General features: G+C 70.6%; 22 protein-coding genes and 1 pseudogene. 13 read left to right on the forward strand and 10 right to left on the reverse strand.

Annotated features, from left to right (window positions below; all coding sequences use genetic code 11):
* Positions 1-36: 36 nt before the first annotated feature.
* From ACFPLC_RS21630 to ACFPLC_RS21640, 3 genes are all read left to right on the forward strand, one after another.
* Positions 37-954, forward strand: a complete 918-nt coding sequence (locus ACFPLC_RS21630) for an ABC transporter ATP-binding protein (protein WP_378203855.1) — start codon at positions 37-39, stop codon at positions 952-954.
* Positions 951-2,006: an ABC transporter permease gene (locus ACFPLC_RS21635; RefSeq protein WP_446681653.1), complete on the forward strand. Its 1,056-nt coding sequence runs from the start codon at positions 951-953 to the stop codon at positions 2,004-2,006. The genes ACFPLC_RS21630 and ACFPLC_RS21635 overlap by 4 nt, the downstream gene beginning before the upstream one ends.
* 274 nt (positions 2,007-2,280) lie before the next feature.
* On the forward strand, positions 2,281-5,022 hold the full coding sequence (locus ACFPLC_RS21640; RefSeq protein ID WP_378203852.1) for a bifunctional YncE family protein/alkaline phosphatase family protein: 2,742 nt from the start codon (positions 2,281-2,283) through the stop codon (positions 5,020-5,022).
* 34 nt (positions 5,023-5,056) lie between these two features.
* On the opposite strand, the gene ACFPLC_RS21645 is transcribed toward ACFPLC_RS21640, so the two are convergent.
* Positions 5,057-5,668, reverse strand: a complete 612-nt coding sequence (locus tag ACFPLC_RS21645; protein WP_378203849.1) for a GNAT family N-acetyltransferase — start codon at positions 5,666-5,668, stop codon at positions 5,057-5,059.
* A gap of 60 nt (positions 5,669-5,728) precedes the next feature.
* Between ACFPLC_RS21645 and ACFPLC_RS21650 the strand changes: the two genes are divergently transcribed.
* Together ACFPLC_RS21650 and ACFPLC_RS21655 are read left to right on the forward strand one after the other, a co-directional pair.
* On the forward strand, positions 5,729-6,343 hold the full coding sequence (locus tag ACFPLC_RS21650) for a hypothetical protein (RefSeq protein WP_378203846.1): 615 nt from the start codon (positions 5,729-5,731) through the stop codon (positions 6,341-6,343).
* Between the two features lie 69 nt (positions 6,344-6,412).
* Positions 6,413-6,904 carry a carboxymuconolactone decarboxylase family protein gene (locus tag ACFPLC_RS21655; RefSeq protein WP_378203844.1) on the forward strand — a complete coding sequence of 164 codons (492 nt, stop codon included), beginning with the start codon at positions 6,413-6,415 and terminating at the stop codon, positions 6,902-6,904.
* A 122-nt stretch (positions 6,905-7,026) separates the two neighbouring features.
* Here ACFPLC_RS21655 and ACFPLC_RS21660 read toward each other — a convergent pair whose 3' ends face one another.
* Complete coding sequence (locus tag ACFPLC_RS21660) at positions 7,027-8,481, reverse strand: aldehyde dehydrogenase (protein WP_378203841.1); 1,455 nt, start codon at positions 8,479-8,481, stop codon at positions 7,027-7,029.
* A gap of 83 nt (positions 8,482-8,564) precedes the next feature.
* Between ACFPLC_RS21660 and ACFPLC_RS21665 the strand changes: the two genes are divergently transcribed.
* Positions 8,565-9,125, forward strand: coding sequence for a TetR/AcrR family transcriptional regulator (locus ACFPLC_RS21665; protein WP_378203837.1), 561 nt, complete (start codon positions 8,565-8,567; stop codon positions 9,123-9,125).
* Between the two features lie 43 nt (positions 9,126-9,168).
* On the opposite strand, the gene ACFPLC_RS21670 is transcribed toward ACFPLC_RS21665, so the two are convergent.
* On the reverse strand, positions 9,169-9,501 hold the full coding sequence (locus ACFPLC_RS21670) for a trehalase-like domain-containing protein (protein ID WP_378203834.1): 333 nt from the start codon (positions 9,499-9,501) through the stop codon (positions 9,169-9,171).
* A gap of 5 nt (positions 9,502-9,506) precedes the next feature.
* Entirely contained in the window at positions 9,507-10,553 is a 1,047-nt protein-coding gene (locus ACFPLC_RS21675; RefSeq protein WP_378203831.1) for a glucose 1-dehydrogenase, read from the reverse strand.
* 133 nt (positions 10,554-10,686) lie between these two features.
* Here ACFPLC_RS21675 and ACFPLC_RS21680 point away from each other — a divergent pair, with 133 nt between their 5' ends.
* Positions 10,687-10,935, forward strand: a complete 249-nt coding sequence (locus ACFPLC_RS21680) for a hypothetical protein (protein ID WP_378203828.1) — start codon at positions 10,687-10,689, stop codon at positions 10,933-10,935.
* A gap of 127 nt (positions 10,936-11,062) precedes the next feature.
* On the opposite strand, the gene ACFPLC_RS21685 is transcribed toward ACFPLC_RS21680, so the two are convergent.
* Positions 11,063-11,419, reverse strand: a complete 357-nt coding sequence (locus tag ACFPLC_RS21685) for a bleomycin resistance protein (RefSeq protein ID WP_378203825.1) — start codon at positions 11,417-11,419, stop codon at positions 11,063-11,065.
* 301 nt (positions 11,420-11,720) lie between these two features.
* Here ACFPLC_RS21685 and ACFPLC_RS21690 point away from each other — a divergent pair.
* Positions 11,721-11,903 (forward strand): annotated as a pseudogene (locus ACFPLC_RS21690) (IS1634 family transposase); the annotation flags it as partial.
* A gap of 158 nt (positions 11,904-12,061) precedes the next feature.
* Here the strand turns inward: ACFPLC_RS21690 and ACFPLC_RS21695 are convergent.
* The 4 genes from ACFPLC_RS21695 to ACFPLC_RS21710 form a co-directional block, all read right to left on the reverse strand.
* Positions 12,062-13,516, reverse strand: a complete 1,455-nt coding sequence (locus tag ACFPLC_RS21695; protein ID WP_378203822.1) for an RICIN domain-containing protein — start codon at positions 13,514-13,516, stop codon at positions 12,062-12,064.
* A 175-nt stretch (positions 13,517-13,691) separates the two neighbouring features.
* Complete coding sequence (locus tag ACFPLC_RS21700) at positions 13,692-14,354, reverse strand: lytic polysaccharide monooxygenase auxiliary activity family 9 protein (RefSeq protein ID WP_378203819.1); 663 nt, start codon at positions 14,352-14,354, stop codon at positions 13,692-13,694.
* A gap of 77 nt (positions 14,355-14,431) precedes the next feature.
* A protein-coding gene (locus ACFPLC_RS21705) for an IS5 family transposase (RefSeq protein WP_378235683.1) occupies positions 14,432-15,261 on the reverse strand; the annotation gives its coding sequence in 2 pieces (ribosomal slippage) (positions 14,432-14,907 and positions 14,907-15,261; 831 coding nt in all).
* A 202-nt stretch (positions 15,262-15,463) separates the two neighbouring features.
* The gene (locus ACFPLC_RS21710; RefSeq protein WP_378208063.1) at positions 15,464-16,357 is read right to left on the reverse strand and encodes a TIGR03619 family F420-dependent LLM class oxidoreductase; all 894 of its coding nucleotides are present in this window, start codon (positions 16,355-16,357) and stop codon (positions 15,464-15,466) included.
* A gap of 188 nt (positions 16,358-16,545) precedes the next feature.
* Here ACFPLC_RS21710 and ACFPLC_RS21715 point away from each other — a divergent pair, with 188 nt between their 5' ends.
* The 4 genes from ACFPLC_RS21715 (at position 16,546) to ACFPLC_RS21730 (ending at position 20,716) form a co-directional block, all read left to right on the forward strand.
* Positions 16,546-17,757, forward strand: coding sequence for a class I SAM-dependent methyltransferase (locus tag ACFPLC_RS21715; RefSeq protein ID WP_378208060.1), 1,212 nt, complete (start codon positions 16,546-16,548; stop codon positions 17,755-17,757).
* 4 nt (positions 17,758-17,761) lie between these two features.
* The gene (locus tag ACFPLC_RS21720; RefSeq protein WP_378208058.1) at positions 17,762-18,934 is read left to right on the forward strand and encodes a hypothetical protein; all 1,173 of its coding nucleotides are present in this window, start codon (positions 17,762-17,764) and stop codon (positions 18,932-18,934) included.
* Between the two features lie 31 nt (positions 18,935-18,965).
* A complete protein-coding gene (locus ACFPLC_RS21725) occupies positions 18,966-19,817 on the forward strand; it encodes an alpha/beta fold hydrolase (RefSeq protein WP_378208055.1) in 852 nt (283 codons plus the stop codon).
* Positions 19,818-19,891: 74 nt separating this feature from the next.
* Positions 19,892-20,716 (forward strand): DUF72 domain-containing protein, encoded by an 825-nt coding sequence (locus ACFPLC_RS21730; RefSeq protein ID WP_378208066.1) that lies wholly within the window; start codon positions 19,892-19,894, stop codon positions 20,714-20,716.
* Between the two features lie 9 nt (positions 20,717-20,725).
* On the opposite strand, the gene ACFPLC_RS21735 is transcribed toward ACFPLC_RS21730, so the two are convergent.
* On the reverse strand, positions 20,726-21,403 hold the full coding sequence (locus ACFPLC_RS21735) for a helix-turn-helix domain-containing protein (protein ID WP_378208052.1): 678 nt from the start codon (positions 21,401-21,403) through the stop codon (positions 20,726-20,728).
* 187 nt (positions 21,404-21,590) lie between these two features.
* Between ACFPLC_RS21735 and ACFPLC_RS21740 the strand changes: the two genes are divergently transcribed.
* Complete coding sequence (locus ACFPLC_RS21740) at positions 21,591-22,667, forward strand: hypothetical protein (RefSeq protein ID WP_378208050.1); 1,077 nt, start codon at positions 21,591-21,593, stop codon at positions 22,665-22,667.
* Positions 22,668-22,713 lie beyond the last annotated feature (46 nt).

The raw sequence follows: 22,713 nt of genomic DNA on the forward strand, positions 1-22,713 counted from the left end.
CCGCTCCCGTTACTTGCGGTGCCTAAGTTTCCCCGCGTGGACGCACCCTTGGCCGTCAGAGCCCGCGGGATCACCAAGTGCTTCGGCGACGTCGTCGCGCTCGACGGCATCGACTTCGACGTGGCACCCGGCCGGATCCACGGCCTGGCCGGCCCGAACGGCGCCGGCAAGACGACCCTGCTCGGCCTCCTGCTGAGCCTGGCGGTCGCCGACGAAGGGCGGCTGGAGATCCTGGGCGCGCCGGTCGGCCGGGCGCTCACCGCACCCGACGGCGTCTCGGGGTTCGTGGACGGACCGGGCCTCTACCCGTCGCTGACGGCGCGGCAGAACCTGGCGGCGCTGGCGAAGCTGGGCGGCCACCCCGTCGGTGACGTCCTCGAGCAGGTCGGGCTGGCCGACGTCGCCGACGACCGGGTCCGCGGCTTTTCCCTCGGCATGCGCCAGCGGCTCGGCCTCGCGGCGGCGTTGCTCACCTCGCCGCGGTTGCTGGTGCTCGACGAGCCGGCCAACGGCCTGGACCCGGCGGGCAAGAAGCACGTCCACGGAGTCCTGGAGCGGCTGGCGGCGGCCGGGACGGCGGTGGTGCTGTCGAGCCACCGGATGGACGACCTCGAGGCCCTGTGCACGGAGGTGACGATCCTCGCCACCGGCCGCGTGGCGTTCACCGGCCCGCTCGCCGAGCTGTCCGCGGAGAACGGCGAGCTGGAGTACCGCCTGCGGACGTCGGACCCGGCCGCCGCCCGCCGGGTGATCGAGGAGACGCGGGCGAGCATCGTGCCCCCGGAACCCCGGACCGACCCGGAGGTGCTGCTGGTTCGCGCGAAGGTGCCGGCCCTCGACGAGCTGGTCCGCCGTCTCGTGCACACCGGTGTGGCGGTCCGTGAACTCGCCCCGGTGGTCTCGCCGTTGGAAGCCGCCTTTCTGGCCTTGACCGGGCAGGAGGCCCTCCGATGACCACTCCCGCCCGGCCCGTTCCGCTCTCCCGCGCCTACCGCTTCGAGCTCGTCAAGCTGGTCGCCACCTGGCGGATCCGCCTCCTCGTCCTCGCCTGCTGGCTGGCCCCCGCCCTCTTCGTCGCCGCCGTCGGCGAACAGAGCTCGCTGCCCGTCGACACCCTCTTCGGCCGCTGGATGAACGCCACCGGCTGGGCCGGGCCGCTCGTCATGCTCGGGTTTGCCGGCACCTACGCCCTTCCGCTCCTCACCTCCGTCGTCGCCGGAGACGTGTTCGCCGCCGAGGACCGGCTCGGGACCTGGCGGCACCTGCTCGTCGCCGTCCGGTCCGCGAGGCGGCTCTTCGCCGCGAAAGCGCTTGCGAGCCTGACCGTCCTCCTCGTGCTCGTCGCCGGGATGGCCGTCTCCAGCACCGCCGGCGGCCTGCTCACCGCCGGGAACCGGGCGCTGGTCGGCTTCGACGGGCACCTGCTCGCCCCCGGTGACGCCGCCGCGAACGTCCTGCTCGCCTGGGTGAGCGTGCTCGCGCCCACGCTGGCCCTCGCCGCCATCGGGCTGCTCGGGTCCGTCCTCGGGGGACGGTCGCCGATGGGCCTGCTCCTGCCCGCCGTCGTCGCCCTCGCCATGGCGCTCGCCCAGCTGCTGCCGCTGCCCGTCGCCGTGCGCCTCGCGCTGCCCAGCTACGCCTTCATCGCGTGGAACGGCCTCTTCACCGACCCCGCGCAACTCGGGCCGCTGCTGGTCGCGGCCGGGGTCAGCCTGGCCTGGGCCGTCGTCGCCACCGCGCTCGCGTACCGGCTGTTCGTGCGCCGGGACTTCACCACCACCGCGCCGGAAGGACGGTGGTCGCTCGCCGCGCTTCCCCTGATCCTGCTCTTCGGCGCCACCGCCGCGGTCGTCGCCGTGGCGACACCCGCGCTGGGCTCCGGGATCACCCAGGACAAGGTGCAGCAGTCGGTCGCCACCGCGTTCGCGCACCTCTACCGCCTCCAGGCCGCTCAGCTGCACCGCCCCGACGTCACCGAAGCGCAGCTGGCGGCCACGGCGGCGTGAACCAAGGGCGACGGCCTGGTCGACGCCGACGGCCCCGGCAACGACTGGCGCTGCGTCGTCACCTGGCACCTGCCCGGCGTCGCGGCCACCGGAACGGCGATCTACCAGCTGGACGTCACCGCGGACGGCCGGTACGTCGCCGACGGCGACGGGCCGAAAGAAGTCAACGGCTACTTCCAGGTGCGGACCCCCGACGGGGACCAGCCCAACCCGCTCTGGCAGTTCGACGCCAACGTCGAACTGCTCGCCTCGACCAACCCGAAGGGATGAGCCCATGCAGGTAACACGCCGCAGAAGGCGGGCCGTGAAGGGCCGGTCCGGGCACCGGTTCCGGTTCGCGACGGCCGGGTCCGTCACGCTCGTGCTCGTCGCCACCGGCACCGGCGTCGGTGGCGCGTCGACGCGGCAGTTCGGCGAAGACCAGGTCGGCCAGGTCACCGCGAACGGCCAGGTCGTCGCCGCCGACCAGTACCTCCAGCCGATCGGCGACCGGCTGGTCGTGAACAACGGCAAGATCATGGCGTCCGCCGTCAGCCCGGACGGCAGCCACCTCGCCGCCTTGACCACCGACGGCGGGATCGCGCTCACCGTCGTCGACCTGAAGAGCTGGCGGGTGCAGCAGCTCGTCGGCAACTCCGCGACGGCGAACCTGCGCATCCCCGGCAACGACGTCGGCCAGGAAGGCCCGTCGTACTCGCCGGACGGCAAGACGCTGTGGCTGGCCCAGACCGACGGCTACACCAGGTTCACGGTGAATCCGGACGGCACGGTCGCGGCGCCCACCCCGGTCAAGATCCCGGCGGACGGCGCGAAGCACGCGCTGGTCGCACAGGCCGCCTTCTCGGCCGACGGGTCCACTGTGTACTCCGCGGTCAACGGCCAGAACCGGGTCGTCGCCCTCGACGCGGCGACCGGCGCGATCGAGCGGAGCTGGGCCGTCGGCAACGCCCCACGCGACCTCGTCCGCGTCGGCAGCAAGCTGTACGTCAGCAACGAAGGCGGCCGGACGGCGCGGCCCGGCGAGCCGACGCTGAACTCCTACAACACCCAGGTGCCCGCCAGCCCGTTCACCGGCGCCACCACCAGCGGCACGGTCAGCGTCGTCGACCTCGCGCACCCGGCCGCCGAGCCGAAGAGCATCGACGTCGGCCTGCACCCGACCGCCGTGTACGCCAAGGACGGCGCGCTGTTCGTCACCAACACCGCGGGCAACTCGGTTTCGGTCATCGACACCGGCCGCGACCAGGTCGTCCAGACCATCGCAACCCAGCCGTGGCCGGAGGCGGCGGTCGGCTACGAGCCGGACGGCGTCACCCTCACCGGCGACGGCCACCTGCTGGTGACGCTCGGCCGCGCCAACGCCGTCGCCGTCTACCGCTACCGCCGCGCGCAGGAACCGGTGAGCTACGTCGGCCTGCTGCCGACGGACTACTTCCCGACGGCGATCACCGCGTCCGGCCAGGACGTCCTCGTGTCCAACACCCGCGGCATCGACGCCCGCCGTCCGACCACCGCGGCCGGGCACGGCACCCACGACACGACGTCGAGCCTGCAGAAGTTCCGGCTGCCGTCCGACACCGCGATCCGCGGGTACACGGCGAAGGTGTTCCGGCAGAACGGCTGGACGCCCGGTTCGGTCCAGGTGGCCCACGACAACGGCCACCGCAAGCCCGTGCCGGTCCCGGCCCGGCTCGGCGACCCGTCGACGATCAAGCACGTCTTCCTGCTGGTCAAGGAAAACCGCACCTACGACCAGGTGTTCGGCGACGACCCCCGCGGCAACGGCGATCCGACCGTGACGCAGTTCGGCGAGAACGTCACGCCGAACCAGCACGCCCTGGAACGCCAGTTCGGCTTGTACGACAACACCTACGACATCGGCACGAACTCCGCCGAGGGCCACAACTGGCTCATGCAGGCCGACAACCCGGAGTACACCGAGTCGTCGGCGGGGGAGTACCTGCGCAGCTACGACACCGAGGACGACGCGCTCGGCCACCAGAGCTCCGGGTTCCTCTGGACCGGCGCGCTGGCGGCCGGGAAGTCGGTGCGGGACTTCGGCGAGTTCCAGCAGTTCCTGACCAAGCCGGCCGGCGCGAGCTGGCAGAACCTGTACTGCGACGCCAAGAACATGGCCGCGACCGGGGAACCGAGCGCGTACCCGCTGGTGTCGTCGTCCCCGATCCCGTCGCTGAACGACGTTTCGGTGCCGGGCTTCCCGAAGTTCGACACGGCGGTGCCGGACGTCTACCGCTACCAGATCTGGAAGGACGACTTCGAGAAGCACGGGCCGGCCGACCTGAACATGTTCTGGCTGTCCAGCGACCACACCGGCGGCCCGCCGAACGCGGCCGCCCAGGTCGCCGACAACGACCTCGCCGTCGGCCGGATCGTCGACACGATCTCGCACAGCCCGTACTGGAAGGACTCGGCGATCTTCGTCGTCGAGGACGACTCGCAGGCCGGTCTGGACCACGTCGACGGCCACCGGGCGCCGGTGCAGATCATCAGCCCGTACGCCCAGCACGGCGTCGTCGACAGCCACTACTACTCGCAGATCACGATGATCCGCACGATCGAGCAGATCCTCGGCGTCAAGCCGATGAACCAGAAGGACAGCGCGGCGACGCCGATGAGCGCGGCCTTCACCCAGCGGCCGGACTTCACGCCGTTCACCGCGCTGCCCAACCGCACGTCGCTGACGGCGGGCCTGGCCACCCCGCCGTCGTGCGGACCGGACACCCCGGCGGCACCGGACCCGGCCGCCGCACCGGTGCCGTCGTCGGCGGTGCCCGCGGACAAGCAGCAGGTGGCGGCGCAGTGGCAGGAGTGGACGGCGCACCAGCGCCTGACCGGCCCGGACGCCGTCGCCGACTACGCCAACCCCGCGCAGATGAACCACTTCACGTGGTACCAGACGCACGGGTGGCAGCTGCCGTACCCGGGGGAGAACCAGGTGTACGCCCCGGCGCAGGTGCCGGGGGCGTACCTGCCGTCCGCGGAGTCGGACGGCTGATCGCCCGAGCCGGGGGGCCTCCGGGCCTCCCGGCTCAGCGGGCCGGGCGCAGGTGTTCGGTGCGCCAGTGCCGTCCCCGCCGGGGCGTCCGCCAGTGCCGTCCCCGCCACGGGCGTACCGGGCCGCGGGCCGCCAGGAACGCCGGCTGGTGCTCCGCGAAGCCCTCCGCCGTGATCCCCATCAGCACCGGATACCGGACCTCCCCGCGCCGCAGTTCGGTGTCCCGCGGGCGGCCCTCCTCGCGGAAGCCGAGCTCTCCGTGCAGCGCCAGCGAGGCGAAGTTGCTGCCGTTGATGCTGACTGCGCACTTGCGATACCGCTGCAGCTCGAACATGTACGCCAGCAGGACCGTGACCGCGTCGGCCGCGTAGCCGCAGCGGCGGTACTGCGGCCCGATCCCGATGCCGTAGCTGAAGTGGCCGGTGGCCGGGTCGGCCTGGATCCAGATCGAGCCGACCAGCGTCCGGTTGTGCAGGGTTTCGATCGCGAAGTGGAAGTCTTCGCCGGAGTCGGCCGCGCCGCGGTGGGTGGCCCAGTGGCGGTAACCGCCGAGCTGGCGGCCGGAATCGCGGTCGAAGCCGATCAAGGTGCGGTGATCCGCCGGGCGGACCTCCCGCAACCGCACTTTCCACCCCGCCCAGCTCATCGGCAGTGATGGTACAGCCCGGGTAACGATCAGGCAGGCGAGGGCGAAGGACAGGACACGATGAACCTGCTGCCCCTGCCGGATCGTGCCGGCTCCGAGACCTTCGGACGCTGCCTGGCCGAGCTGGTCGAGCTGTGCCGCGTCCACCTCCCCGTCCGGACGGCCGAAGCCCCCGAGGACGAGGAGGAGCAGCGCATCGTCCTGCGCCGAGCACTGGGCTACCTGGACCACACCTGCCCCGACCTCCCGGAGCCGTTCTTCGACCCGCTCGTGCGCGCGGCGGTCCACGACCCGGACCCGAGCTTCAACCGGCAGTTCGTCGAGCCGCTCTGCGCGGCCTTCGGCGCGCGCCGGACGCAGGAAGCGCTGCTCGGAATCCTCGCCACCGGCACCAACCCGGAACGCGCCGGGGCGGCCCGCGCCTGGTACTGGGCCACGCTCGAGACCTTCGACGACCTCGATGACCGCTGGAACCGCGCCGCACTGCACGAGTTCGTGACCAACGAAGATCTCGACGTCCGCCGGTGTGTCCTGCCCGGGCTCACCCTCGACCCGGCCGAGTACCCCACCGAACTGCACCCGCTGGTCGCCGAGGCCGTGCGGATCGCGCGGACCCACCCCGACGACTACCTGCGGCACCGCGTCGAACTCCAGGTGGCCGACCCGGACGACTGAGTGTCACAAGGTCCGCCCCGCCGGTGTCTTGAGGTCGTTCCACCCGACGACACCAGTGAGGACGAAACCATGGACACCCGCCTCGACCTGTTCAGCACCGAAACCGGCTCCCGGCTGGGCAAGCGGTTCGCGAGCCTCGGCCAGGTGATCGACCGGGCGCCGCTGCCGAAGCTGACCCGCGAACTGGTCAGCCTGCGCGCCAGCCAGATCAACGGCTGCGGCTGGTGCCTCGACATGCACGCCAAGGAGGCCGCCGCGGCCGGGGAGTCGCCCGTCCGGCTCGCGCTCGTCGCCGCCTGGCGCGAGTCGACGGTGTTCACCGAGGCCGAGCGGGCCGCGCTCGCCCTGGCCGAGGAGGGCACCCGGCTCGCCGACGCCGCCGAAGGCGTGTCCGACGAGACCTGGGCTCGGGTGCGCGAGCACTACGACGACGAGCAGGCCGCCGCGTTGGTCGCGTTGGTGGCGCTGATCAACGCGGCCAACCGGCTCGCCGTGATCCTGCATCAGAAAGGTGGCTCCTACGAGCCGGGGCTGTTCGCCGCGTTCGCCGAGGAGCGCTGAGCAGGCTCCAGAAGACGGCGACCCCGGGCGCCGACCGGCCGTTCCACCGGGATCACCAGTCCGATGAGGACGATCGCGGCGGCCGCGAGGGGTGCCGTCCAGCCCCACAGCGAGGTCGACGCTCAGTGCGCGGCCGGCACGGTGATCGTCTTGTACTCGGTGTAGGTGCCGAGCCCCGCAGCGCCGTACTCGCGGCCGAGACCGCTGGCCTTGAACCCGCCGAATGGGCCGTCGAAGCCGATCGGGGCGCCGTTGATCGTCACCGTGCCGGTCCGCACGCGGCGGGCGACGGCGAGCGCGTGCGCCGGGTCGGCCGACCACACCCCGCCGGACAGGCCGTATTCGGAGTCGTTGGCGATGCGGACGGCGTCGTCCTCGTCGTCGTAGGCGATGACGACCAGGACCGGCCCGAAGATCTCCTCCTGCGCGATGCGCATGGAGTTGTCGACGTCGGCGAACAGCGTCGGCGTCACGTAGTTGCCCGCTTCCAGCCCGGCCGGGACGTCCGGGCCGCCGGTGACCAGCCGCGCGCCTTCCTCGACGCCGAGGCGGATGTAGTCGAGGACGCGTTGCTGCTGGTCGCGGCGGATCATCGGGCCGATGAACGTCGTGTCGTCGGCCGGGTCGCCGACACCGAGGGATTCGATCAGGTCCTTCAGCCCGGCGACGACTTCGTCGTAGCGGCTGCGCGGCGCGAGCACTCGGGTCTGCGCGATGCACGATTCCCCGTTGTTCAGCAGGGAACCGAACTTCAGGCCCTGGATCGCCGCGCCGAGGTCGGCGTCGGGCAGGATGATCGCCGCCGACTTGCCGCCGAGTTCGAGGCTGACCCGCTTGAGCTGTTCCCCGGCCAGCGACGCGATGCGGCGCCCGGCGCGGGTGGACCCGGTGAAGGCGATCTTGTCCACGTCCAGGTGCTTGACCAGGTACTCGCTGGTCTCGCGGTCGGCGGGCAGGACGCTGATGACGCCCTCGGGCAGGCCGGCCTCGGCGAGCAGTTCCGCAAGGAGGTTCATGCTCAGCGTGTTCTCCGGCGAGACCTTGAGGACGACGGTGTTGCCGGCGAGCAGCGCGGGGACGATCTTGGCCGACGCCGAGGAGAACGGCGAGTTCCACGGGATGATCGCGGCGACCACGCCGATCGCCTCCCGGCGCACGACCGACCGGAACGGCGCGGCCGGGTCCGACGGCTCCAGCGTCTCCTCCCAGCCGAACTCCTCGGCCGCCTTCAGGTAGGCGTTGGCCTGGCGGGTCAGGCTCGGCTGGCCGGCCTTGGTGAACCAGAGCGCCGAGCCGTTCTCCGCCGAGATGAGCGCCGCGATCTCGTCGGCGCGCTTCTCGCGCAGGGCGGCCAGCTTGCGGACGACGGCGATCCGCTCCGCGGGCGAGGTGCGCGGCCACGGCCCTTCGTCGAAGGCCTGGCGGGCGGCGGCGACGGCCCGGTCGACGTCGGCGGGGAGCGCCTGCGCGGCGCGGCCGATGACCGAGTTGTCGTGCGGGGACCGGATGTCCAGCAGTTCGGTACTGCTCGGGGCGGTCCAGGTGCCGCCGATGAAAAGTGCGTCGTAGGTGATCACTTCTGGCTCCCTAGGAGTATCTGTCACACCAGCGTAGCACTTAACTGCCTCACGGCTGTGGCAGTTACTGCTAGGGTGTGAGAGTGAGAGCCGACGCCGCACGCAATCTCGAACTGCTGCTGACCACGGGCGCCCGCATGCTCGCCGATGACCCGGCCACGAGCATCGCGGCGATCGCGGCGGAAGCCGGTGTCGACCGCAGGACCGTCTACCGCCGGTTCGCGAGCCGGGAAGAGCTCCTGACCGCGGTCTACCAGGCCCGCATGGACGCGATCGAAGCGGCGATCGAGGCCGCCCAGCTGCAGGAGGCGCCGGTCCTGCCGGCCCTGCACCGGTACGTCCGGGGGATCGTCCCGGTAAACCGCACCTGGCCGGCCGAGGTGAGCCGGATGCGCTCGGATCCGGAGATCTGGGCCCGCCGCCTGCACGCGATCGAGGAGGTCGATCGGTTCCTCAAGCGGGCCACCGTCGAGGGGTTCCTGCAGGCGGGAGTGCCGATCCGCTGGCTCGGGACCGTCCTGGGGTTGCTGGTGCGGTCGTCCACGAGGGACCTGATCCCCCTGAACGACCTCCAGGCCGCGGACGTCATCGTCGACACGTTCCTCCGCGCCTTCGGCACCAGCGCCGCACGAGGCTCGTGGTGAGTGGTGCGGTGGGTGGGAACCCGCCGCACCACTCACGACAAGGCTAGAAACGCTGGTTCTCGCCCGGCGCGTTGGTGCCGGTCTGGGAGCCCGAGAGCTGCCGGGCCGTGTTGACCAGCTCGACCATGCTGAATGCGGGGGTGTCCCACTCGGTCGACATGATCAGCGTGTCGCCGCGGTACGAACGCCGGGTCGCGGGGCCGCCGCTCGCGGGGGCGAGCCGCCACGTCCCGGCGTGCTCGTCGTCCAGCAGGGCGGCGAAACACGCCGGGGAGTCGAAGCGCGGCAGGCACAGCCAGTCGATCGCGCCGTCGCGCGAGAGCAGCGCGGCCGTGTGCAGGTCGCCCAGGATGGCGTAGTCCTCGATCGGGGCCATGGCGATCAGTGCTCGAGGTCGAGGACGACCTTGACGTCGTCGTCGCCCGCTTCGAAGGCCTCGGCCGCCTTGCCCAGCGGCACCCGCCGGGTGATGAGCCCGCCCAGCCAGTCCAGGTCCGCGCGGCCGAGCGCGTCGGCGGCGGCCCGGTAGTGGCGGAGGTTGGCGTTCACCGACCCGATGACGGCGTTGTTCTCGAGGACGATCTCGCGGTTGATGGTCCCGGCGTCCACCGTGAGGTTCCGGCCGGTGGGGGAGACGCCGGTGAGGCAGACGATCCCGTACGGGCCGGTGCCCGCCATCGCGTCGAACACCAGCGAGCCGACGCCGGTGGCCTCCAGCACGATGTCGGGTTCGAGCGCGGACAGCACCTTCTCGATCGGGTCGTGGTGGTAGGTCGCACCGAGAGCCTCGACCAGGCGGGGCTTCGGGCCGTCGGTGACGCGGTCGAGGACGTGCACCTCGAGGCCGCGCTGCACGCCCAGCAGCGCGCCGAGCAGCCCGATCGGACCCGCGCCGGTGACCAGCACCCGCTTCGGATCGAACCAGGCGCGGTCGCCGACGCGCTGGATCTGCTCCCACGCCTTCGCGACGACCGTCGTGGGTTCCATCAGCATGCCGACGTCCCGCAGGCGCGGATCCAGGCGCACCGCGTAGTCCGCCTCGACGGTCCACAGCTCGCTGCCGTAGCCGTCGATCTCCTTGATGCCGCGTTCGGTGTAGCGGCCGTTGCGGCACATGTCGAACTCACCGGCCGCGCACGCGCCGCACGGCACCGGGTCGGGCCGCCGGACGACCCCGACGACGAGGTCGCCATCGGCGAAGTCCCCGGCCGGATGAATCACCCGACCGAGTGACTCGTGCCCCAGCACCAGCCGCTCCCGGCCGGGCGGCGCCCAGCCGTACTCGCCGCGGGCGATCTCCTTGTCCGTGCCGCACACGCCGAGCGCGAGACCGCGCACGAGCAGTTCGCCGTCCGCCGGTACCGGGTCGGGCACCGTACCGACCTGCAGGGAGCCCTGTTGTTCCGGCACCACGGTCAAAGCCCGCATCTCTCCGCTCCTTCCGCGACGGCGCGTTCGCCCAGGAGTTGACGCTCTTGCGTTCCGCAAAACATGCGAAAAGTACGCACCGAGCGGGCAAATGCGACAACGGCCACCCGATCGGGTCGACGGCATCCATCTCATGCCGCCGCTCGCACCGCCCGATCCGGCCACGTTGGACGACCTGCATCGGGTTATTACCCGGGATGAGCTGCTCGACAACCTGATGCTCTACTGGCTGCCCGGCGCCGGTGCCTCATCCGCCCGGCTGTACTGGGAAAGCCTCCGGCAGGTCAACGAATGGATCTCCGGGTCGGCCGGCGCGCCGGTGACCGTACCCGCCGGCTGTTCGGTCTTCCCCAAGGAGCTGCAGCGCCCGTCTCGGCGGTAGGCGGAGCGCCGGTTCCCGAACATCCGGTACTGGAACGAGCCCGGCAAGGGCGGCCACTTCGCGGCGTTCGAGCAGCGGCGTTGTTCGTCGACGAGGTCCGGTCATTCTCCGGCTGGTCCGCTGATGGTCACCCGTTCTCGGTAAGCGGCTTGCTGAAGATCAACAAGTGCCCATCGGGTGTCCGTACGTTGAAGTCGCGCATCCCGTAGGGCCGGTCAGCCAGTGGCTCGACGATGTCGGCGCCGCGGGCGTGCAGCTCGTCGTGGCAGGAATCGACGTCGTCGACGATAACCGTCACCCTGGCCGGGTCGACGCTGCTTTCGGCGTACAGGTGGAACTCGGCGGTGTCGCGGACCACGGCCGCGTAGCTAGGTGGGTTCTCCCAGGTGAATATGGTGTTGAATCCGAGCACGTCCGTGAAGTACGACCGCGCTGCCTGCACATCTCGGCACGGCAGCACGGGAACCGCCACCCGCATGACCATTCCGTCACCTTACCGGACTTTGGCTCAAGATCGCTGATCTTGGGTAGGTGTTGGCTGTCGACCTGCGGTTTCGTCGTGTGAACGGCGAAAATCTGCGCACTGAGCGGCCGGTTCTGGACTGTCTCTCGTGGCGTATGTGCGCACGGTGAAGACGGCGTCGGGGGCCAGGGCAGTGCAGATCGTGCACTCCTCGCGTCGCGGGTCGCGGGACGTCGAGCACATCGGCTCGGCGCATGATGATGCGGCGTTGGAGGTGCTCAAGGCGATGGCGAGGCAGCGTCTGGCTGTGGCGCAGCCCGAGTTCCACATCGAGAAGTCGTTCCGAATGTCTAAACACGACCTACGTGCGCGGCCGATCTACCACCACAAGCGCGAGTCGATCGACGCGCACCTGACGGTCGTGTTCGCCGCCCTGGCCGTCAGCAGGTGGATCGAGCAGACCGCCGGCTGGTCGATCAAGAAGTTCGTGCGCACCACCCGACGACCTCCGCGATGTCCTCACCCGCATCCACGACCGCGGTACGCACTGAATTTGAGCCAAGTCAGGTGCGAAAAGAACGCACCGAGTGGGCAAATGCGACGTTGCGGCGCAGATGGGCCCGGACGGGGGCCGGAATCCCGGCCCCCTCCGCGCGAGCAGGCTCAGCCGGCAGCGACGATGCGCCACCGCTGGTTGGCGCTGCCGCTGTCGGCGTACTGGCCGAGCTCGGTGCCGCTGCCGGTGCGGCCCATGCCGTCGAGGTACTCGCCGGTGCTGCTGTTGCGGATGCGGACGTTGTTCGCGTCGGTCACCACCGACCACTGCTGGTTGCCGCTGCTGCTGCCGCTGTACTGGCTCACCGCGGCGCCGTTGGTGGTGCGGCCCGCGCCGTCGAGGTAGAGGCCGGTGGCGCGGTTCTTGATGCGCACGCGGTTGCCGGAGTTCTCGATGACCCACTGCTGGTCGTACCGGCCGGGGTCGCCGCTCGACTGACCGGCTGCCGAGCCGCTGGAGGTCCGGCCCAGTCCGTCGACGTACAGCCCGGTCGCGGCGTTCACGATCCGGACGTACGTGCCCCCGCCGGTGCCCTCACCCCACGCGTACCGCAGCCGGGTCAGCCCGCTGGGGTTCGACAGCGACAGCTTGGTGGCCGCACCGGTACCGGTCCTGGTCGTCATGCTGTACCAGTCGCCGTCGCGCAGGCCCGGCCAGTAAACGCTGCCGACGCCGAGGCTCCGCAGCTTCTCGCTGACGCCCCGGATGTAGTCGGCGAAGAACGACCCGCTCGGGACGCTGTAGTCGAGCGTGTCGTAGTGCACGCCGTTCTTGCTGCCGGGCGACATCGGCCCACCCCATTCGGTGACGACGGTCCGGGCCGCGTACGCGCCGATGTAGCCGCCGATGTGGTCGGCCCACTCGGTTTCGCTTTCGTAGCCGGCGAAGAACGAGTAGTCGTGGGCGGCCAGGAGCGTCCCGTCGAGCCGCCGGTCGCCGCCGACGGCGGGCACGTTCTGGGCCAGGCCGGCGCCGTCGAGGATCACCCGGCCGCGCGGTACGCCGGGGTATCGGGCCAGCCAGGCGTTGTAGAAGTTGTTCAGGTCGGTGGTGCCGAAGCCGTGCGGCTCGTTGATGACCTCGAAGTAGGCGTTCGGGTTGCTGCCGTACTTGGCGACGACCGTGTCCCACATCTGCTGGAACCGGCCGGTGTCCGGCGGTTTGCCGCCGGTGTAGGCCCAGTAGGCCAGGATCACCTTGCCCTTGGTGAGCGCGGTGTCGATCGCCCCGGTGTAGGTGCCCCAGTAGCCGGAGACCGTCGGTTCGTTGATCGGCAGCCGGACCGTGTTCGCCCCGGTGATCGAGTACAGCTGGCCGACGACCTGGTTCGCCGTGGCGGCGGCCGAGGAGTAGGTGTCCGAGGCGCTGAGCCCGGACACGTAGAGCACGCCGTTGACGAAGTTGTCCCGCGTGTCGGCCCAGTTGACGCCCTTGAGGTCGGCGGTGGACGCCTGGGCCTGCGGCGGGACGGCGGCCAGCAGCCCGCCGGCGAGCGCGGACAGCGCCAAGAACCGGAACGCCTTGGACAGCGTCCTGCGGAGCGCGGAGTGGTTCGGTCTCATCGGCTCGTTCCTCCCGGATCCTGCGCAGCCGGAATGTTCCGGACACTCGTAACACCGAATCCGGGGAAGCGGCCAGGCTTCCGAAGCAAAACGCTCAGAATCGGTCAGGAAAGAACACGCCCGTGCCGCATTGAACAGCAGCGTTGCCGTTCAATGCGGCACGGGCCGGAATGCGTCAGCCGAAGTTCACGTCACTGCACCACATGTACGTCTGGTCCTGGTGCGAAGCCTGCCAGATCGTGAAGACGACGTGGTGCCCGCGGTAACCGCCGGAGGTCTGGACGTTGAAGGTGATGTCCTTCGCCGGGGCGTAGCGGCCGGTCTGCGTGACCTGGTCGAGGTTGCCCCAGCCGAGGCGCTGGGTGGTGGGGTCGTAGCCGTTCTTGCTGACGTAGACCCGGATGAAGTCGGCGCCGTGGCTGGCCTGGTCGTAGAGGTGCATCGAGAAGCTGCTGCCGACGTTGGTGGTCCGCCACTGGCCGGGGGTGTTCAGCGCGTTGTTGCGGGCCAGCCCGTTGCTGCACAGCTGCCCGTCGGGCGTGGCGCCCTGGAAGTTGCCCTTCAGGCCGTCCCGCAGGGCGCTCATCCAGTTCCACATGGTGTCGGCGTTGGCCTGGAAAGCCGCCCAGCACATGGGGTCCTGCTGCTGCATGGCGGGGTTCGTGTGCTGGCTGCCCCAGTCCTTCCAGCACTGGTAGGCCCGGGTGGCGGGGTCGACGATGGTGCCGTGTGCCGAGGCGGCGGGCACCCCGACGAACAAACCGGCCAGCCCGGCGATCGTCAGGGCGACGAGGCTGCGCCAGGTGGTGCGAGACCCGGAGAACTTGCGCCTGCGCATGGATGATCCTCCATTCTCGAAAGAACGTGCGGTTCATGTGGGAGCGTTCCCAGGGTGGCAGCAGCTTAGAGCTTGTCTCATGTGGTGAGTTTGCGGAGTTTCTTGTAGCAGATGAGGCTGGCTCCGAGGAGGAGGAAGGCGAGGAAGTGTTCGGCTTTGCGTTCGTAGCGCAACGTGAGGCGGCGGTATCCGGTGAGCCAGGCCACGGTTCGTTCGATCACCCAGCGGTGCCGGCCGAGTTTGTCCTTGGCTTCGATGCCTTTGCGGGCGATGCGGACCTTGATGCCGCGGTCGCGGACCCAGCGGCGCAGGCCGGGCTGGTCGTAGGCCTTGTCGGCGTGGAGCTTGGCCGGCTTGCGCCGGCGCGGGCCACGGCGTGATTTGATCGCCGGGATCGCCATCACCAGCGGTTTGAGCGCGGCCGAGTCGTGCGTGTTCGCGGCGGAGACCGCGACGGCCAGCGGCAGTCCGGCGCGGTCGGACAGGGCGTGAATCTTCGAACCGGGCTTGCCGCGATCCACCGGGCTCGGACCGGTCAAAGATCCCCCCTTTTGGCCCGCACGCAGGCACCGTCCACGATCGCCCGGCTCCAGTCGATGAGGCCCTGGCTGCCGAGCTCGTCCAGCAGCGCGTGATGCAAGCGCCGCCACAGCCCGGCTTTCGTCCACTGACTGAAGCGGCGGTGCGCGGTCTGAAACGGCACCCCGAACGACGGCGGCAGATCCCGCCACGCACAACCGCTGGTCAGCACGTACACGATCGCCGTGAACACCGCACGAGCATCCACCGGCGCCGTGCCACCACCCTGCGGACGCGGCGCGAACACCGGAATCAACGGCTCCACCAACGCCCACAGCTCATCCGGCACCAACCGCAACGACAACCGATCAACCACAGCAAAGATCATCGCTCACCAGCGACCGATCACCACGTAAGACACGCTCTTATGCGCGATCCGGACAAACGTCAACCAAACTCCGGAACAGAATTGGGGTTATTCCCCGCCGAGGTGGTTTTCGAAAAGAACGGGTTCTCCGCCGAAACTTTCGGAATTGGAGAGCCGGACGGTGCGGGAACCCCTTTCGCCGGTGGGGTTCCCGCGCCGAACCTCAGCCCTTGGCGGTCAGCTCGAGCAACCGGCCGGTGAGGTCGAGGTGTTCCTCGACGCCATCGGTCAGGTACGTGAGGTCCACGAACGTGTGGTCCGGCTCCACCAGCTCGACGATCCTGGCGACCGACTCGGCGATGGCCCCCGCGTCCGTGCCGGGGTCGGTGTTCACCCGCAGGGCCACGCTGAGCGCCTGCGGATCGCGGCCGGCGCGCTCGGCGTCGGCGCGGAGCTTGGCCAGGGTCGAGGTGATCACGTCCGCGGGGTACTGCTCGGGCACCGACCAGACCGGGAGCCAGCCGTCGGCTCGTTCGGCGACCCGGCGCAGCGACCTCTCGCCGAAGCCGGCCAGGTGGATCGGCGGCTTGCGCACCGGCTTGAGGCCGATGTGGGACTCCGCGACCCGGTAGCCGACCCCTTCGTGGGTCACGGTGTCCTGGGTCCACCACTTCTCGAGCAGGTCGAGCAGGTCGTCGAGCCGCTTGCCGCGCTCGGCCATCGGCACGCCGACGGCCTCGTACTCGTCGGGGGACCAGCCGATGCCCAGCCCGGGCAGCAGCCGTCCGTTGCTGGCGACGTCGAGGCTGGTCAGCAGCCGGGCGAAGTTCACGGCCTGGTACTGGGTTGCGTTGATGGTGCTGGAACCGAGCACCGCGGTCTCCGTCACCGCCGCCGCGATGGCCAGTGCGGTGAACGGATCCTGCGCGGTGTGGAACTCCTCGGGCATGGTGTCGTAACCCGGGTACGAGACCACCGGCTTGACCGGTGACAGCAACCGGTCGCCGACCCAGAATCCGGCCGCGCCGGCCTGTTCCGCCTCGCGCGCGTACCGCGCGATCCCGCCCGGCGTGGCCGCCGCCTTGCCGAACACCGGAAGGCTGAAACCAAGTCGCATTGCTTCTCCCCTGAAGAGTGAACGGACCCGATCGGTCCTGAAGCCACTACTACTCGCATTCAGTTGCGCCTTCAAGTACTTAGCGGTTCGACTGACCGTAACGAGCGGGACTCGCTGTGCGACTGACTGGACGCGGGAAGCCGCGGTTTCCCGCGCGGACGTCACTTCCGACGAAGTGGGGGACCCCCGTGCGCGCACCGGCCCCGGAACTCCAGCCGCTGGTCGACCGCCTTTCGCGCCGCCTGCCCGGTGTCGCGGTCACCGCCTACGACGGCAGCCGGAGCGGCCCCGCGGACGCGTCGACGACGCTGGTGATCCGCACGCCCACCGCGTTCGCGCGGGTGCTGCGGGCGCCGCGCGGGCTCGGCCTGGCGCGGGCGTGGGTCGCGGGTGACATCGAGATCTCCGGCGACATCGCGCCGGTGGCGGCGCACGAAGCCGATCTCCACCACCCGGCCGTCGCCGCCGGCCTGCTCACCACCGCGCTGCGGGTGACGGCCCGGCGCGGGTTCCGCGACCTGGCCACGGCCGGGGCCACGGCGAGCGAGTACCGCGCCGCGCGCCCGGGACGGCACACCGTCGGCCGCGACCGGGCCGAACTCGACTTCCACTACGGCCTGACCGCCGATTTCTACGCCCTGCTGCTCGGCTCGTCGATGACCTATTCCGGGGCGATGTTCACGAAACCCGCGGATTCCCTGGAAGCCGCGCAGGACCGCAAGCACGCGCGGATCGGCGAAAAACTGGAACTCGGCGCGCATTCGACGGTGCTCGACATCGGCTGCGGCTGGGGCAGCTTGCTCGACCACGCCGAAACCACCTTCGGGTCGCGGGGAATCGGGTTCACGGCGTCCCGCGAACAGTACGAATACGCCTCGCGACGGTTTTCCGGCCGTTCCGGCGTGCGGATCGAGTACGGCGATTACCGGCAGCTGCTGCCGGTTCCCGGGATCACCGCGGCGGCCAGTGTCGGGATGTACGAACACGTCGGCGAACGCCACTCGCCCGCGTTCTTCTCGCTCGTCCGCCGCTCGCTGCGGCCCGGCGCCCGTTACCTCAACCAGGCGATCACGCGCCGCGAGAGCGGGCCGCGGCGGCTGCGCGCCAACGCCTTCGCGCAGCGGTACGTGTTTCCGAACGGCCAGCTGCTCCCGCTGTCGCGGCAGCTCGCCGACCTCGACCGGGCCGGGTTCCGGGTGCTGTCCACCGAAAGCTTCGGCGAAAGCTACGCGCGGACCACCGGCGCCTGGCTGGACAACCTCGAACGGAACTGGGACGCCTGCGTCGCCGCCGCCGGGCTCGAGCGGGCGCGGGCCTGGCGGGCCTACCTCGCGGGTTCGCGACGGCGGTTCGAGGACGGCAGCATCGACGTCACCCAGGTGCTCGCGGAGGCGAGGTGAGGCGATGGCGGTCTCGCTGGACAGCCTCAAACCGCAGCTGATCGGGCGGTCGTTCGGCCGGAACCGGCAGCTCACCGGCTCGACGCGCCCGCTGCGCGCGAAAGCCGGGTTCAACTCGTTCGGCGTGTTCACGGCGCTGGTGATCCTCGCGTTCGCGGGCCAGCAGCAGGTGCTGATCAACACCTCGGAGGAGCCGTCGGCGATCGCCGCGGTCGTGCGGGCGCCGGCCCGGTTCGACGGCATCGGGATGCCGCTGCTGCAGGACCCGGTGGCGCTCGTCGTCCTCTTCACGGCGCTGGCCACGCCGCTGTTCTGCCTCGAGCAGGTCGAGTCCATCCGGGACTTCATCCCGATGACCGTGCGCAACATCGGCGACGACGTCCCGCACTTCGACCCGCGCGCGGTCCAGATCCTGATCATGCGGGCCAACGGGCGGTTCCGCCGGATCGGCGGGAAGAAGGTCTCGCTCGGGCTGTTCCTGCTCAGCGGCTTCGGCGCGTACTGCCTGCTGCGCTACCTCCAGACGGGCGGCCTGCTGGCCGGGTGGAACCCGGTGCCCGGCAAGACCGAGCCGTGGCGCGCGGCCGTCTACGCCGGCTGGTGGGCGAACGGCAGCGCGCACCCGGTGATGGCCGTCCTGCTCTGGCTGCTCGGCGCATACATGTTCTACTTCGTGCTCAAGCAGCTGCTGATGGGCCTGATCTTCGCGATCTTCGCGCAGACGGCGACCACGGTCGGCTTCGGCGTCACGCCCCACCTGCGTGCCAACAACGACGGCTACTGGGGCCTGCGGACGCTGCGCCGGTTCATGCAGTGGACGTACGGCTCGACGCTCGCGCACTTCGTGACGACGCTCGGCGTGTGCATCGTGTGGCTGCCGTTCACGCAGTGGACGTTCTTCATCGTCACCGCCGTGATGATCGTCAACAGCACGCTCGTCATCTACCCGACGATGATCGCGCACAAATCGGTGCTGCAGGCGAAACAGAATTACGTCGACGACCGGCTCTTGTCCGCGAAAACAGAGGAAGAAAAGAAGACCGCGGCCGAGGAAGCGGAAAAAGTCTGGCAGAACCCCGACCTGCCGTTCCGGACGCGTGCGACGCTCACCGCGGTATTCGTCTACCTGCTCGCCCCGATCGTGCTTGCGCTTGTTTCGTGGCTGCTGAAGCGTTAGGATCCGGCAAACTCTGGCGAGGAGGCGTGTGGTGGCCGAAATTCCCAGCCTGCTGGAGCCGATCACCGAATTCCGTCCCGGCCGCCCGCTGGTCCTGTTTCTGCCGGGAATGAGCGGCAACAAACGGCAATGGGACTTCGTGATCCGCCGGCTGGACGGCGTCGACGCCGACCTCGCGTACGGCGCCCCGGTGCTGGCGCACGCGGCGTTCGGCCACACGCGCCCCACGGTCTCCCAGCTGGGCGAGGCGATCGCCGCGGAGCTGACGGCGGCCGGCCGCGACCGCGTGACGGTGGTGTCCCACTCGGTCGGCGCGTTCGTGGCCCTGGTCATCGCCCACGAGCTGCCGTCGGCGGTGCGGTCGGCGGTCCTGGCCAACGGCGGCCTGTCGAGCGTGGCCCGGTTCATCGACCGGCCCCTGCGCCGGGTGCCCGGCACCACGACATCGCGCCTGTCCTACCTGCGGTTGTTCGCGCTGGTCGGCACCCCGGTGCCGCCGGTGGTGAAGCGGGCGATAGCCAGCCGCGAGTGGTCGAGCAGGCTGCTGGTCGGGCGCCGGCTGGTCTCGCGGCCGGCGCTGGCGTCCCGCGAGGCCCGCGACTCCCTGATGGAGGAGGCGGGCAACGCGCAGACCATCGCGGGACTCTGGCAGAACCGCCACTACTGGCGCGAATTCGAGCGCACGGCCGCCGAAATCCCGGCCAAGGTGCTCTTCCTGGTCGGCGGCCTGGACCCGATGACGAGCGTCGCCGACACGGGGGTCATGGCGGATCTGCTGCCGGACGCGGAAATCCGGGTGCTGCCCGGGGTGGGCCACGCGGCGCCGCTGGAGGCGCCGGACGTCGTGGCCGCGGCGGTCGAGGACGCACTGGCGGTGACCTAGGCACGCCCGGGGTAGGTTCACCCACGGACCCGAGGGGAGCTGACCGAGTGGCACGTCTGCACGTCGGCTGCGCGATGTGGACCCACAAGGCGTGGGCCGGGCGGTTCGTGCCGTCGTCGCTGCCGGCCAAGGAGCGGCTGCGCGCCTACGCCGGCTGGTGCACCGCGGTCGAAGGCAACACGACGTTCTACGCGACTCCCGCCCGCGAGACCGTCGCGGGCTGGGCGCAGCAGACCGGTCCCGACTTCCGGTTCGTGGTCAAGGTGCCCAAGGTCGTCACGCACGAGCGCCGGTTCGCCGGGGTCGAGGCCGAGATGCGGGCGTTCCTCGACGCGCTCGAACCCCTCGGCGAACGGGCGGTCCTGTGGACCCAGCTCCCCGGCTCGTTCGGGCCGCCGGACGTCGATGCCCTCCGCCGGTTCCTGCGCCGCCTCCCCGCCGACCGCCGGCGCGCGGTGGAGGTGCGGCACCCGGGATTCTTCACCGACGCGGGCTCGGCATCGGCGTTGGAGGCCGCGCTCGCCGACGCGGACGCGGAGTGGGTGCCGTTCGACACGACGGTGTTCTTCCAGAAGCCGCCGGTCACCGAAGCCGAACAGGACACCTGGGCCAAGAAGCCGCGAGTGCCCCGGCGGACCCGCGCCCTGACCGACCGGCCGATCGTCCGCTACCTGGGCCGCGACTCGGTGGCGGAGACGGTCGAGGGCTGGCAGCCGTGGACCGAGGTGGTGGCGGGCTGGCTGCGGGAGGGCCGCAAGCCGACAGTGTTCGTGCACACGCCCGACAACGCCGACGCACCGGCACTGGCCCGCCGCTTCCACGACGACGTGCGAGCGCTGGTGCCGGACCTCGACGCCCTGCCGGAGCCGGAACCGGTCGAGCCCGCAACCTTGTTCTGAGGTCCCGATCTAGCCGGGCGCGGCGCGTGCGTGTTTTTCGGCGGCGCGAAGGATGTCGTTGCCGAGTTGTTCGAGGAACGTCCCGGCGGCGGCGAGCCGGGTACCGACGGCGGTGCCGGCGCCGAAGATGCCGGCCCCGCGCAGCGCGGTGGCGGCGAGTCGCTGGTTGGCGTGGACACCGGCCACCGCGGAACGGATACCCGCGTTCTCGTCGAGGAAGTAGCGATGACGTCGGCTGTCGCGGCCGACGCGGATCAGTCCGTGCCGGCGCAGGAGGGTGACCGCGTGCGAGACGGTCGCCGCGCTGACCCGCAGCTGCTGCGCCAGCTCGGCGGCCGTGTGGCTGCCCGTTTCGGACGTGAACAGGCACGCTAGCACGCCGGCGGCGGTGCGGGGCATGCCGGTGTCGACGAGAGCCGCGGTGAGTTCGGCGACGAAGGCCGTGGCGGCGCCGGCGCTGACGTCCGGCTTCGCGGGCGGGGCCGGACGGCGCCGGGCGCGGTGGGTGGTCGCGAGCTGCGCCAGCTCCGCGCGGTAGCGGCCCGGCCCGCCGTTGCGCGCGACCTCGCGGCTCACCGTCGAAGGGGGACGGCCGAGGCCGCGGGCGATTTCGGCGTAGTCCAGGTTCTGGGCCAGCCCTTCGGCGATCCGCTGCCGGTCGGCGCTGGTCAGCCTGCGTCCTGGCATTCCGGCAGGCTCCTCCGCTCCGGGGGTGGGTGCGGCCAGTATGCGGACCGCTCGGCGATCTTTGCAACGAACGTGCATTAGCCGTCACGGTCGTTGCAACGACCATGACCGGCGTGAACTGCGCAAACGATGTTGAATGAGAATTCCTTCGTTGACCATGGTTTTGCTGCGTACTAAATGTTCCGGGATGAGAGCTCGAGGCATCACGTACGACACCGGCTTCAACCCGGGTGGCAAATGTTCGCGGCCCGTGTTCGGCACGGAGGCGGTGCGGCGGGAGATCCGCGTCATCGCCGAGGACCTGCACTGCGACGCGGTCCGGATCACCGGCGGCGACCCAGAGCGGCTGGCCGTGGCGGCCCGGCACGCCGCCGACGCCGGGCTGGAGGTCTGGTTCTCGCCGTTCCCCTGCGAGGTGCCCGCGGCGGAACTGGTGCCGTACTTCGCCGACTGTGCGGACCGTGCCGAAGAAGCGGGAGCGGAGGTGTTCGTCGCCGGCTGCGAGCTGAGCCTGTTCACGCCCGGTTTCTTCCCCGGCCACGACAGTTTCGCCAGGATCGATGCCCTGGCCGGTGGCGCGCCCGAGGCCCTGGCTCAGGTCGCCGCGGCGTCCGCGAAGCTGAACCCGGTGCTGGCCGCCGTCGCGGCCGCGGTGCGCACCCGGTTTCGCGGCAAGCTCACCTACGCCTCCGGAACCTGGGAACAGATCGACTGGACGCCGTTCGACATCGTGAGCGCCGACGCCTACGGCGATCCCGGGGACGCCTTCCGCCAGGGCCTGCGCGGATACGCCCGGCACGGAAAGCCGCTGGCGGCCACCGAGTTCGGCTGCTGCACCTACCGGGGAGCGGCCGAGCGCGGCGGCTTGGGCTGGCTGGGCGTCATCGATCACGACGCCGATCCGCCGCATGTCAACGGGGAGTACGTTCGCGACGAGGAGGAACAGGCCCGCTACCTGCGCGAGATGATCGCGCTCTTCGACGAGGAAGGCGTGGACACGGCGTTCTGGTTCACCTTCGCCGGTTACGAATACCCGCACCACCCCGACCCGCGCTTCGACCTCGACCTGGCCTCTTACGGAGTCTGCAAGCTGATGCCCGACGGCAGCCTCGCGCCGAAGCGGTCCTTCCACGCGATGGCCGCGGCATACCGGCGAGACCGATCGCCCGGCCCCGCCGGACACGGGGGCAGCGCGGTCCGGGTCGACATCGACGGCTCGCGCGGCCCGGTCCGGCTGGTCAACGTCAGGGACGCGAGGAGGTGAACGGTGCGGCCACGGGTGTCGGTTCTGCTCGGCCGGACCGATTTCG

It is taken from the genome of Amycolatopsis plumensis (genome assembly GCF_042652605.1).
In the GTDB taxonomy this organism is placed as follows: domain Bacteria; phylum Actinomycetota; class Actinomycetes; order Mycobacteriales; family Pseudonocardiaceae; genus Amycolatopsis; species Amycolatopsis plumensis.

Coding starts and splice junctions, on each gene's coding strand:
- ACFPLC_RS21675 (WP_378203831.1), bottom strand. CDS start 10,553: ATGCGGGCTTTGACCGTGGTGCCGGAACAACAGGGCTCCCTGCAGGTC.
- ACFPLC_RS21730 (WP_378208066.1), top strand. CDS start 19,892: ATGTGGACCCACAAGGCGTGGGCCGGGCGGTTCGTGCCGTCGTCGCTG.
- ACFPLC_RS21640 (WP_378203852.1), top strand. CDS start 2,281: ATGCAGGTAACACGCCGCAGAAGGCGGGCCGTGAAGGGCCGGTCCGGG.
- ACFPLC_RS21720 (WP_378208058.1), top strand. CDS start 17,762: ATGGCGGTCTCGCTGGACAGCCTCAAACCGCAGCTGATCGGGCGGTCG.
- ACFPLC_RS21645 (WP_378203849.1), bottom strand. CDS start 5,668: ATGAGCTGGGCGGGGTGGAAAGTGCGGTTGCGGGAGGTCCGCCCGGCG.
- ACFPLC_RS21680 (WP_378203828.1), top strand. CDS start 10,687: ATGCCGCCGCTCGCACCGCCCGATCCGGCCACGTTGGACGACCTGCAT.
- ACFPLC_RS21700 (WP_378203819.1), bottom strand. CDS start 14,354: ATGCGCAGGCGCAAGTTCTCCGGGTCTCGCACCACCTGGCGCAGCCTC.
- ACFPLC_RS21695 (WP_378203822.1), bottom strand. CDS start 13,516: ATGAGACCGAACCACTCCGCGCTCCGCAGGACGCTGTCCAAGGCGTTC.
- ACFPLC_RS21685 (WP_378203825.1), bottom strand. CDS start 11,419: ATGGTCATGCGGGTGGCGGTTCCCGTGCTGCCGTGCCGAGATGTGCAG.
- ACFPLC_RS21655 (WP_378203844.1), top strand. CDS start 6,413: ATGGACACCCGCCTCGACCTGTTCAGCACCGAAACCGGCTCCCGGCTG.
- ACFPLC_RS21670 (WP_378203834.1), bottom strand. CDS start 9,501: ATGGCCCCGATCGAGGACTACGCCATCCTGGGCGACCTGCACACGGCC.
- ACFPLC_RS21735 (WP_378208052.1), bottom strand. CDS start 21,403: ATGCCAGGACGCAGGCTGACCAGCGCCGACCGGCAGCGGATCGCCGAA.
- ACFPLC_RS21710 (WP_378208063.1), bottom strand. CDS start 16,357: ATGCGACTTGGTTTCAGCCTTCCGGTGTTCGGCAAGGCGGCGGCCACG.
- ACFPLC_RS21635 (WP_446681653.1), top strand. CDS start 951: ATGACCACTCCCGCCCGGCCCGTTCCGCTCTCCCGCGCCTACCGCTTC.
- ACFPLC_RS21650 (WP_378203846.1), top strand. CDS start 5,729: ATGAACCTGCTGCCCCTGCCGGATCGTGCCGGCTCCGAGACCTTCGGA.
- ACFPLC_RS21740 (WP_378208050.1), top strand. CDS start 21,591: ATGAGAGCTCGAGGCATCACGTACGACACCGGCTTCAACCCGGGTGGC.